Below are 11,719 nucleotides of genomic sequence, written 5' to 3'. Positions count from 1 at the left end.
CCTTCTTTCTCATTCTCAGCGTGGCCAGAGCAGATGCTGGCCCGCCCCTTACGTCTGCTTGAAAAAAGGCAACAAAAAAGCCGCTTCCCCGAAAGGAAGCGGCCTTGATGTCTGCTTTCAACCCGAAGGATGAAAACTTAGCGGGACTGCGCCATGATTTCGTCTGCCACGTTGCGCGGCACCGGATCATAGTGGTGGAACTGCATGGTAAAGGACGCACGGCCCTTGGTCATGGAGCGCAGATGAGAAATGTAGCCGAACATTTCCTTCAGCGGCACATGAGCACGCACCATAACCGTGGAACCCGAAGTTTCCTGGCTCTGGATCATACCACGGCGGCGGTTAAGATCGCCCACCACGTCACCAACGTGATCGTTCGGGGTGGTCACTTCCACGTCCATGATCGGTTCCAGAATAACCGGACCAGCGTTCTTCATGCCATCACGGAAGCAGGCCTTTGCCGCGATTTCGAACGCCAGAGCGGACGAGTCAACGTCATGGTACTTGCCGTCAAGCAGGGTGAACTTGAAGTCAACCGTGGGGAAGCCAGCCAGCACGCCCGTGGAGGCCTGCATGCGGATACCTTTTTCAACCGCAGGAATATATTCCTTCGGCACGGTACCACCGACAACCTTGTTTTCGAACGAGATACCTTCGTTGCGTTCAACCGGTTCAAAGGCAATCTTGACTTCAGCGAACTGACCCGAACCACCAGACTGCTTCTTGTGGGTATAGGTTTCCGTGTGCGGCTTGGAGATGGTTTCGCGGTATGCCACCTGCGGTGCACCCACGTTGGCATCCACACCATATTCACGACGCAGACGGTCGATGATGATGTCAAGGTGCAGTTCGCCCATGCCCGACAGAATAATCTGCCCGGTTTCCTGGTCGGTCTTGAGGTGCAAGGAGGGATCTTCACCAGCCAGCTTCTGCAGGGCCAGTGTCATCTTTTCCACTGCGTCCTTGGTTTTCGGTTCGACGGAGATGTCGATAACCGGAACCGGGAAGGACATACGTTCCAGAACCACCGGATCAGAGGCGTCTGCCAGCGTGTCACCCGTCTGGGAGTCTTTCAGACCCACGAACGCGGCAATATCACCGGCGTGCACTTCGCTCAGTTCCACGCGCTTGTCTGCGTGCATCTGGTAGATACGGCCGATACGTTCCTTGTGGCCCTTGGTGGTGTTCAGAACCGTATCACCGGTTTTGAGAACGCCACGGTAGACGCGCACAAAGGTCAGCGTGCCGTATTTGTCGTTGATGATCTTGAACGCAAGACCAGCGAACTTGCCGTTGGGGTCAACCGGCAGGATGGGCTGTGCGTTTTCGTTTTCTTCTTCACCTTCGGGCGGAGCGCAACGAATGCCTTCCACGTCGTTCGGTGCGGGCAGGTAGTCGACAATCCCGTCGAGCAGAGGCTGCACGCCCTTGTTCTTGAAGGCCGTACCGCACAGAACCGGACGGAATTCGCCCGAAATCGCACCTTTTTTGATGCAGCGCTTCAGGGTTTCGACGGAAACGTCGCCCTTTTCGAAGTATTCTTCCATGGCCGCTTCATCAACAGCCAGGGCGGTGTCCAGCAGGTTCTGGCGCGCTTCCGCTGCCTTTTCCTTCAGGTCGGCCGGGATTTCTTCGTCGTGGAACTTCGCGCCGAGTTCACCACCTTCCCAGATGATGGCCTTCATTTCCACCAGATCGACCACACCAAGGAACTGGTCTTCAGCACCGATGGGCAGCTGCAGCGGAATAGCCACGATGTCCAGCTTTTCCTTCAGCGTGTCGAATGCACGGTAGAAGTCTGCGCCGGTACGGTCGAGCTTGTTGATGAAGATGATGCGCGGAACGTTGTAGCGGTCAGCCAGACGCCAGTTGGTTTCGGACTGCGGCTGAACACCGGCAACACCTTCGATGATGAACACAGCACCATCGAGCACGCGCAGCGAGCGGTTCACTTCGATGTTGAAGTCGATGTGTCCGGGGGTGTCGATGATGTTGATCCGGTGATCTTTCCAGTCACAGGTCACGGCGGCGGAGGTGATGGTAATACCACGCTCACGTTCCTGCGCCATGTAGTCCGTGGTGGTGTTGCCTTCGTGCACTTCACCAATCTTATGGGACACGCCGGTGTAGTACAGAATGCGTTCGGTCGTGGTTGTCTTACCAGCGTCAATGTGCGCGGTGATACCGATATTACGGATCTTGGACAGATCAGTTGTGGCGGACACGAAAACCTCCAGAAAACAGGTAAGGCGCGACAGGAAAACCCTCGCGCCTGTGGCCGCCGAACGCCGTAAGTGCCACCTGAAAATATTTTTCTCAGGAAGCCGGCTGCCGGACACCGGCCGATAGACAAAAGCGCCTGACAAGGAGTGGCAGACGCCTGAACCGCAGAAACCGGGTTCTACCCCCTAAGTGGCAGCCCCCGGCCCATACGGATGAACAAAGCCCTGAATCAGGCGCCAGCGGCGGCCTGTTTCTTGGCCTGCACGCGCAGTACGCGGCGCTTGATAACCTGCGCTTCCGTGGGGAGCTTGCGGTTAGGCGTGCTCAGCAGGAAGGAATCCAGGCCACCATTGTGTTCAATGGTACGCAGGCCGCGCGTGCTGACACGCATACGGACGGCGGAACCCAGGATTTCAGACGTCAGGGATGCTTCCTGCAGGTTAGGCAGAAAACGACGACGGGACTTGTTGTTGGCATGACTGACGTTATTTCCGGTCAGCACGCCTTTGCCGGTGATCTGGCAACGACGGGACATTGTCTCATCCTTGTCTTAAACAAAAAAGGAACTTGAGGGCCGAGACAAACGCCCGGCGACCACATTCAGGATTGGCGCGGCTTATGACTGAGCCATCGCCTCCAGTCAAGGGTTGAAGCTCAGGCTTTGTCGCTTTCATCGCCCGCATCGGCCATGACAGAGGCATGAACATCCCCCAGACGCACGCTTTGCGCGGCTGAGTCGAGAATGCGCAGAATGGTTTCCTTGTCCATGCTGCGCGCCATTACACCCAGCGATCCACCAAGCAATGCCGAGGCCACAGCCACAGGCGGGAACTTTTCGTTCCGCAGGTGGTCAATGGCATGTTCGACCACCATGGCGCAGCGCGCAAGGTCTTCGGGCACATCCATGTGCTGTCCGGCACCGGCTGCATTTTCTGGCTCTGTCGTGGCGTGTGCGTGGGTATCCGCCATGTTTATGCTCCTTACGTTTTGTGCAGCATCGACCGGATTCGGCGCGATGGCAACGGCCTGTGGGTCAGGCCTCCCCCGTGGCCTGCGCAGCCCACATGGCCGCATACTGGCCCTGTGCGGCCAGCAGTTGCGCATGTGTGCCACGCTCCACAACCAGCCCCTGCCCCATGACCAGAATTTCGTCTGCATCCACAATGGTGGAGAGCCGGTGGGCGATCACAAGGGTTGTCCGGCGGGCCGAAACGGTTTTGAGGGCAGCCTGAATTTCTTTTTCCGTATGTGTGTCCAACGCACTGGTAGCCTCGTCAAGCACAAGAACGCGTGGGTCTTTTAAAATCGTGCGGGCAATGGCGACACGCTGTTTTTCGCCCCCCGAGAGCTTGAGCCCCCGCTCGCCCACCTGTGTTTCGTACCCCTCGGGCAGGGTCATGATAAAATCGTGGATCTGGGCCAGACGGGCCGCCTCCTCCACCTGCGCGGGGGTCGCCCCCAGCCGCCCGTAGGCTATGTTGTAGCCTATGCTGTCATTGAACAGCACGGTGTCCTGCGGCACAACGCCTATGGTGGCCCGCAGGTCCGCCTGACGGTAGCAGCGCACGTCATGCCCATCCACCAGCACCGCGCCGGACCATGTATCGTAAAAACGGAACAGGAGGCGGCTTATGGTTGATTTGCCCGCCCCTGTACTGCCCACAATGGCAACCTTGTGTCCCGGCAGGGCATCAAAACTGACGCCGTGCAGAATTTCACGCTCAGGGCGGTAGCCAAAATGCACGTCGCGGAACTGCACATGCGCAGGAGCCGCATCCGCCAGCCGTGTGGCAATGGGGAGAGGTGTTGCGGGGTCGGCAACCTCGACCGCCTCCTCTGTCAGGCCCAGCATATGCTCCAGATCAACCAGTGCTGTGCGGATACCCGAATACACGGACCCCAGAAAGTTAAGCGGGCCATAAAGCTGGAGCAGGTAGGTGTTGACCATAACAAACTCACCCACCGTAATGTGCCCGCTCTCCACATCATGCCCGCCCAGCAGCATGACTGCGGCAAGGGATATGGCAATAATGGCTGCCTGACCAAAGTTGAGCAGCCCCAGAGAATACTGGGTTTTCATGGCGGCTTTTTCGTAGCGGGCCTGTGCGTTGTCGTAGCGTCTGGCCTCGTGCTCCTCATTGCCAAAATATTTTACGGTTTCGTAATTCAGCAGGCTGTCCAACGCTCGGCCTGCGGCCTCGCTGTTCGTATCGTTCATGCGACGGCGGATACCCAGCCGCCATGAGGTAAAGCGCACCGTAAAGACAATGTAGCTCACAATCATGGCCGCGATCATGGCAACATAGGACCAGTTGAACAGCCGCCAGATCACACACATGACCAGCAGCGCCTGCAACAGCGTGGGGGAGAGGGACATCAGCATCCGCAGCAGTGTCTCCACTGCCTCCGTGCCACGCTCTATGGCCCGCGTAACGCCACCTGTACGCCTGTCCAGATGAAAGCGCAGGGAGAGCCTGTGCATATGCACAAAGCTGCGATAGGCGGCCTGCCGCGCCACACGGAAGCGCACCGGAGCAAACAGGGAATCCCGCAGGTTGGTCAGTGCGCCAGATACAAGACGCACAAGCCCATACCCCACAATCAGCAATGCCGGAGCCATACCCAGACTGTTGGGGTGCACGAACCTGTCAATGACCTTGCTGTACACAATCGGCACGGCAAGTGTTGCCAGCTCCCCAGCCACAAGAACCACCAGCACCAGCGCAACACGCCAGCGCAGCGCCCTGTTTTCTTGCGGCCAGAGGTACGGCAACAAACGGGAAAAAGTATGGGAAACCGGCCTGTTCAGTGGGCCAGACACTGCTCTACGGGGGGACATGCCCACGGATGTGGCACGTTGGGCGGTTTTTGCAACCCCCCGGCACCTTGCCATGCCCGTTTTATGCCCCGATAACAGCAGTCGTGTTTTGGCACAAAAAGAACTGGACCTTTGCCCCCATGCCCTCCGATGCAAGCCCGTTCCTGAGGCACCTGACAGACTGCAACACCGCCAGCCCCGAGGGAAAACGCAGCCCCCTGAGCCTTGGCGGCGTCCCTTCGGGCTGGCTGGCCCCCGAGTTGTTCACCCGCATGGAAGCCGCAGGCTTTGGCACGCGCGACAAGGGGTTTAACGTGCCCCACCCCGCAAAGCTGGAAGCACTGGGGGAAACTCTGGCGGAGGAAGGTTTTTACAAATCCCACCACGAACTGTTTGACGTCTGCACGGACATGGACCAGCCGATTGTGGGCCGCATTGACCGCGGCGCACTCCCCCTGTTCGGGTTTGTGGCAACCGGGGTGCACATGAATGGTCTGGTCCGCAAGGCAGACGGGCTTTACCTGTGGACAGGCCGACGGGCCGCCAACAAAAGGCTGGACCCCTCCAAACTGGACCATCTGGTGGCAGGGGGCATGCCCGCAGGCCACACCCCGCGTGAAGCACTGGTCAAGGAAGCCGCCGAGGAAGCCAGCATTCCCGCAGCACTGGCGGAACAGGCTGTGCAGGCCGGGCGGCTTGTGTATGCGCTGGACCGCCCCGAGGGGCTGCGCCGCGATATTTTATACTGCTATGACCTGTACCTGCCCGAAAGCTTTGAACCCAGTGCGGCTGATGGCGAGGTGGAATCCTTCGCGCTCCTCCCGCTGAGCGAAGCGTACCGCATTGTGCGCGACACCGATGCATTCAAGTTCAACGTCAACCTTGTGCTGATCGACCTCTTCCTGCGCACCGGGCTGATTGACCCGCGCAGCACGCAGGGCATGGCGCTGCGCACCGGGCTGGATAGGGGGTTATCCCCCGTCAGCCCGGGGCAGAGTGTTATTCTTCAGGCTGAGTAACGGGCATTGGCACAGGCGGATGCCTCGGCTTCCGCCTCTTTCAGCCCGGCCAGCAGCCGCTCGCGAATTTCCTCCAGCCGCTTTTTGTCGGTAATTTTGAGGCCGAACAGGTCTTTGACGTAAAATACGTCCACCGCCCGCACGCCATAGGTTGTAATATGGGCGGAGGCGATCTGGAGGTTCTCCCGGCTCATGGCGGCGGTTACGTCATGCAGCAGGCCGGGGCGGTCACGACCATTGATTTCAATCACCGTGTAGGTGTTGGACACGCCATTATCCACCACCACACGGGGTGGTACGTGGATGGCGCGCATGCGCAGCGGCATGTGGCCAAAGCCCGCACGGGCTATTTCAGCCCCAATATCAAGCTGCCCACTCAGACCCTGCTCAATGAGTGATGTCAGGCGCGCAAGGCGGTGTGTCTCCTCGTACGCCTGACCCGATGTATCCTGAATCCAGAACGTATCCAGCGCCATGCCGTGAGTCATGGTATGGATGCGCGCATCCACAATGGAGGCCCCGGCCAGCGCCAGTGCGCCTGCAATTTTGGAAAACAGGCCCGGCACGTCCACCGTATAGACGGTCACTTCCGTAACGCCACGCGCTGGCAGGGGCAGCACCTCAACCGTAAGAGGAGAGCCACGGGAATCTGCCTCGCGGATCAGGCGTGCGTGGCGGCTATGCGTCTCATAATCAAACGACAGCCAGTACCCTGCGTAACCCAACCCGAGGAAGTGCTCGATATCGCGCTGGGGAACACCTTCCTCGCCCAGAATTTCTGCCGTTACATCCTTGGCATGGCGCACACGCACGTCGCGCTCCGTGGTGGACAGGCCGCCAGCCAGCACTTCTGCTACCCGCATGTACAGCTCACGCAGGAGCGTCGCTTTCCATGCGTTCCACACGCGCGAACTGACGGCGCGCATGTCCACAATAGTCAGCAGCAGCAAAAGGCGCAGCCGCTCGGGCGACTGGACAATATCCGCCACATCCAGAATGGTTTTGGGGTCGTCAATATCACGCTGGAAAGCCGTGTGGCTGAGCAGAAGATGGTGCAGCACCAGCCAGGAGACTGTCTCCGTCTCTTCTCCCGACATGCCAAGGCGTGGGCACAGCTCGGCAGCGATTTCCGACCCGATTTCCGAATGGTCCCCCCCACGACCCTTGGCCACGTCATGCAAAAGCACGGCCATGTAGAGCGCACGGCGCGAGTGCAGGCCACGGATCAGCTCATAGGCAATGGGAATTTCATCCGCCATGCGTCCCGCAGCCACTTCGTCCAGAATGCGAATGGCCTCTACCGTGTGCTCATCCACGGTGAACACGTGGTACGTATCAAACTGCATCTGCCGACAATGCGCGCCCAGTCGGGTATAAGACGACCGAAAATCCCTGTCTCGTTAAGGATATGCAGCCAGTAGGAATGGCCCGATGGCGGATGGCTGCCATAGGCTGCCGAATAAACGGGGCTGTTCTCTTCCGCGCTGGGGGGCGGCAGCGCTGCACCACGCCTGCGAGGGCGCTCCTCCTCGGTGGTATCTCCACACAGCAGATCAAGGAAGATGCGGGCGGCCTCAGGGTTGTCACGCAGGGTGGTGGCCCTGCGCTCCCAGCGGATAAGCTGGTGCCGCGCGAGTGGGTGCAGTGGACGGCGGCGCAGGCGCGCCCAGTCCAGAATCTGCATCATTTTAATGGGGTCCTGATCGAAGGAGACACCCCGGTCGGGCAATATCTGCCCATCCAGCAGGGTAAAGCCTGCCTCCCGCATGGCCTCATCCGGCTTGGCGGCGTTGGCGACCGGACCCTGTGCCTGCCGCAGCACAGCAGGTTCGAGCACATGGGTCAGACGCATGACTTCCCGCGCGGTCAGGAAGTAGTGGCGCATAAAGCGCTCCACCCCGTTCTGGCGGCCATGGCGGGTGTAGCCCATGCGCGCGCCAATAACGGGCTGCATGTCAAACGTCAGCCGCTCCTCCGCCCGCCCGGCCACGTAGTGCAGATGCAGGCGTACAGTCCACAAAAAGTCCCACGAGCGACGTGCGCGCGCTGCTTCCTGCTCTGTCAGCAGGCCCATCCATATAAACTCGGGGGCCAGCAGGTCGCTTACATGGCGGGTGCCAAAGGTGTTGCGGCACATCCAGTAAAGGGTTTGCAGGTCCCGCAGGCCGCCGCGGCCTTCCTTGATGTTGGGCTCGACCAGATACGGGCTATCCCCAAAACGGCGGTGCCGCTCCAGCCGCTCGCGCCGCTTGTCATGAATAAAGCCCGCAGCCCCCGCCTCCACACAGGAGAGGATGTAGCGGGCCTCAAACATGGCGAACAGTGCCGTATCCCCATCCAGCAGACGGGCATCGAGCAGGGCCGTGCGGACTGTTGTGTCCTTGGCTGCCTCGGCAATACATTCATCAATCGTACGGGTGGCGTGGCCGACCTTGACCCCCAGATCCCACAGAAAATACAGAACATATTCAACCACAGGGTGCGCGCGCTCGCCGGCCCCCTGCGCAATAAGGAACAGCAGGTCAATATCGCTAAATGGTGCCAGAAGCCCCCGCCCGTAGCCCCCTGTTGCCGCTACGGCAAAACCGGCACGGGCCCCCATGGCCAGCGGCTCGCTTGGCGTCGTTGCCCGCACGGCCAGATCCACAATGGCGCGCAGCATAACATCGGCAAAAGAGGCCAGCGTCTTAGCGGCGGCGGCCCCTTTAAGCTCGTAACTTTCAAACCGCTTGCGAATATCAGCCTGATACCGGCCCAGATGCCGCCGGAAAATGGCCACGGCCTCATCCCGCGGGGGAATGGCCGCGTCATCGGGTGTGGCATCCCTCAACTCCCGCGTCAGGCACGCGGCAAGGGATTCTGGCGTCAGGGTCGCCAGAACGGACATGTCGGTCTGCTGCCCGGCGGCAGCCTGTGCGGAAGAGGTGGGCATAGGGGTACGGGTTCTGCTCCTGAAAACGGTCGGGGGAAAAGGGGATTCAGTCGTCAGTGGGCGCTGCGGCATCCTGCACGGCCTGCCTGCGCAGGTCATACAGCATATCCAGTGCGGCTCGCGGGGTCAGACTGTCCGGATCAATCTCCATCAATCGTTTACTTAACGTATTTTCGCATGGTGGGGGTAATGTCTTCTGTGTGTCAAAAAGCGGTAAGGGTTCGGGTATGGTATTTTCAGCACGTTCGAGTTCACGCAGCAGCCGCCCTGCCCGCTCCACCACATTGACCGGCACACCAGCCAGACGTGCTACATGCACACCCCAGCTTTTTTTTGCTGATCCTGCAAGCACTTCGTGTAAAAAAACGATCTGCCCACGCCACTCCCGCACAGCCATTGTATGCAGGCACAGACGTGGCAGCGTATCCACAAGGCGTGACAGTTCGTGGAAGTGGGTTGCAAAAATTGCACGACAGCGCACCGTTGAATGCAGGGCCTCCAGCACGGACCATGCAATGGCCAGCCCGTCCAGCGTTGCCGTACCCCGCCCGATCTCGTCCACCACCACAAGCGAGCGTGGGCCGGCCTGATTGAGAATGGCGGCTGTTTCGGTCATTTCCACCATAAAGGTGGAGCGCCCGCGCGCTAGGTCGTCCGATGCCCCCACGCGGGAGAACAACTGGTCCACAACACCAATACGCGCACTGTCTGCCGCAACGGGAAAGCCCCCTTGCGCCAGAATAACGGCCAGTGCGGTCTGGCGCAGGAATGTTGACTTACCGGCCATGTTGGGGCCGGTCAGCAACATAACGCGCCGCTCGGGGGCCAGTACGCAGCCATTGGGCGTAAAGCGCGTACCCGGCGGCAGAGCTGCCTCCACCACAGGATGGCGGCAGCCTTGCAGGTCAAACGCCGTGTCCTCGCTGACTTCTGGCCGGCACCATGTGCCCCCTGCCGCCAGCGCCGCGCAGGACTGCAACACATCGAGCACCGCAAGGGCCTGCGCGAGCCGGGGCAGGTCACGCTCGGCCAGCACTTTGGCTGTAAGTTCCGCAAACACTGCTTTTTCACGCTGGGCAGCTTTTTCCGCCGCCTCGGTAATGCGCACGTTCAGGCTGGCCAGTTCTTCCGTCGCAAAGCGTGCAGTGCTGGCCGTACCCTGACGCAGAATAAGGTCTGCATTATCCTTGAGCCGCGCACTCGCCCCCACGGGTACTTCCATCACATAACCAAGCTGTGCGTGATGGCGGATTTTGAGGTTGGAGACACCAAAGCGGGTTGCGTACTCAGCCTGCAAGGCGGCAATCAGACGGCGCGAGTTATCACGCAAAGTCCGGTGCTCATCCAGCGCGCTGTCATAGCCTGTGGCAATAACCCCACCATCATCCAGCCGGGCGGGCAGTTCTTCCGCCAGCGCCACGCGCAGTTCGGCCTCCAACGGCTGTGCAGCCCCAAGCCATGCAAAGGCATCGGCCAGAATAACCGGCAGCCCGGCAGACTGTGCGGCATCGCCCTGCCCCAGCAGAATACGGGCCGCCTCACGCGCAGCGCTCAGCCCGTCCCTGACCCCTGACATATCGCGTGGCAACCCACGCCCGAGAGAAAGGCGGCCCAATGCACGGGCAATATCGGGCGCACGTTTGAGCGCATCACGCAGGGCCGTGCTGCGGGCGGCATGTTCCTTGAGCCACCACCAACCACTCTGGCGCGCGGCAATAGCCTCCACCTGCGTAAGGGGGGAGGCCAGCCACTCGGCCAGCATACGCGCACCTGCCGCACTGACCGTGCGGTTCATGGCGGCAAACAGCGTGTGCTCCCCGCCCCCATCGCGCGCGCGCAGAATATCCAGACTGGCGCGGGTCGCAGGGTCAATGCCCAGCACGCCACTCTGGCTTTGCGGAATGGGGTGCGTCAGGCGTGGCAATCTGCCTGCCTGCGAGCGGCGGACATAGTCCACCGCCATGGCCGCGGCCATGCTTTCCTCATCCGAGAAAGTCCCGAACGCCTCAATACTCGCCACGTCAAAAGCTGCCGCCAGACGCTGGCGTGCACTAGCTGCGGCAGGCAATGTGGCCTCGGGGGCGCGTCGGGCGTCATAATCCCCCAGATCCACCCCCGCAGTGGCCAGAATTTCCGCCGGGTCCAAGCGACCCAGCAGGGCTGGCAGTGCTGCTACAGGCAGATTTGCGGTCTCAAACAGGCCGGTGGACACATCAATCCACGCAGCCCCAAGCTGGTCTGCATCCTGTGGCGCGCTCTCTTTACTGCGTTTGCCTCTGGCAGCCTCTTCGGGGCGGACCAGAGCGAGCAACAGGTTGGAGCGCCCGGGCTCCAGCAGTTCATCCTCGGTCAGGGTTCCGGGGGTGACAACCCGCACAATCGCACGGGCAAGCGGCCCCTTGCTGGCCGGGCGCCCCTTGTGTGGCACCTCTGTCTGCTCAGCCACAGCCACCCGAAAGCCACGACGAATCAGGCGGGACAGATAAGCCGGAGCCGCACCAACTGGCACACCGCACATGGCTATGGGTTCACCCCCATGGTTGCCTCTGGCGGTCAGAGCAATGTCCAGCGCGGCAGCGGCGGCCATGGCGTCATCAAAAAACAGCTCGTAAAAATCACCCATCCTGAAAAACAGAAGAGCTTCGGGGTTTTCTGCCTTGAGGGCGAACCATTGCGCCATAGCTGGCGTAGCGCCATCGGGAGAGATACGTGTCATGCCTGCATCAT

At 60.5% G+C, this 11,719-nt stretch carries 6 protein-coding genes and 1 pseudogene; 1 reads left to right on the top strand and 6 read right to left on the bottom strand.

Going from position 1 to position 11,719, the window contains the following annotated elements; genetic code table 11:
- Window positions 1–137: 137 nt before the first annotated feature.
- The 4 genes from fusA to JCM25146_RS04250 all read right to left on the bottom strand — a co-directional run bounded on the left by fusA (window position 138) and on the right by JCM25146_RS04250 (window position 4,999).
- The gene (fusA, locus tag JCM25146_RS04265; protein WP_025826131.1) at window positions 138–2,225 is read right to left on the bottom strand and encodes an elongation factor G; all 2,088 of its coding nucleotides are present in this window, start codon (window positions 2,223–2,225) and stop codon (window positions 138–140) included.
- Between the two features lie 227 nt (window positions 2,226–2,452).
- Window positions 2,453–2,758, bottom strand: a complete 306-nt coding sequence (gene rpmB / locus JCM25146_RS04260; RefSeq protein ID WP_025826129.1) for a 50S ribosomal protein L28 — start codon at window positions 2,756–2,758, stop codon at window positions 2,453–2,455.
- Between the two features lie 119 nt (window positions 2,759–2,877).
- Window positions 2,878–3,192: a hypothetical protein gene (locus tag JCM25146_RS04255; protein WP_025826127.1), complete on the bottom strand. Its 315-nt coding sequence runs from the start codon at window positions 3,190–3,192 to the stop codon at window positions 2,878–2,880.
- Window positions 3,193–3,256: 64 nt separating this feature from the next.
- Window positions 3,257–4,999: an ABCB family ABC transporter ATP-binding protein/permease gene (locus tag JCM25146_RS04250; RefSeq protein WP_025826125.1), complete on the bottom strand. Its 1,743-nt coding sequence runs from the start codon at window positions 4,997–4,999 to the stop codon at window positions 3,257–3,259.
- Window positions 5,000–5,181: 182 nt separating this feature from the next.
- Here JCM25146_RS04250 and JCM25146_RS04245 point away from each other — a divergent pair, with 182 nt between their 5' ends.
- Window positions 5,182–6,060, top strand: coding sequence for an NUDIX hydrolase (locus JCM25146_RS04245; RefSeq protein WP_025826123.1), 879 nt, complete (start codon window positions 5,182–5,184; stop codon window positions 6,058–6,060).
- On the opposite strand, the pseudogene JCM25146_RS17125 reads toward JCM25146_RS04245, so the two are convergent.
- Together JCM25146_RS17125 and mutS are read right to left on the bottom strand one after the other, a co-directional pair.
- Window positions 6,048–9,038, bottom strand: a pseudogene (locus tag JCM25146_RS17125) ([protein-PII] uridylyltransferase). The gene JCM25146_RS04245 and the pseudogene JCM25146_RS17125 sit on opposite strands and share 13 nt — an antisense overlap.
- Window positions 9,039–11,708: a DNA mismatch repair protein MutS gene (gene mutS, locus JCM25146_RS04235; RefSeq protein WP_025826120.1), complete on the bottom strand. Its 2,670-nt coding sequence runs from the start codon at window positions 11,706–11,708 to the stop codon at window positions 9,039–9,041. It lies immediately after the preceding pseudogene.
- Between the last annotated feature and the right edge of the window lie 11 nt (window positions 11,709–11,719).

It is taken from the genome of Acetobacter okinawensis JCM 25146 (genome assembly GCF_000613865.1).
Lineage (GTDB): Bacteria > Pseudomonadota > Alphaproteobacteria > Acetobacterales > Acetobacteraceae > Acetobacter > Acetobacter okinawensis.
This window is presented reverse-complemented; position numbering and strand designations above follow the sequence as displayed.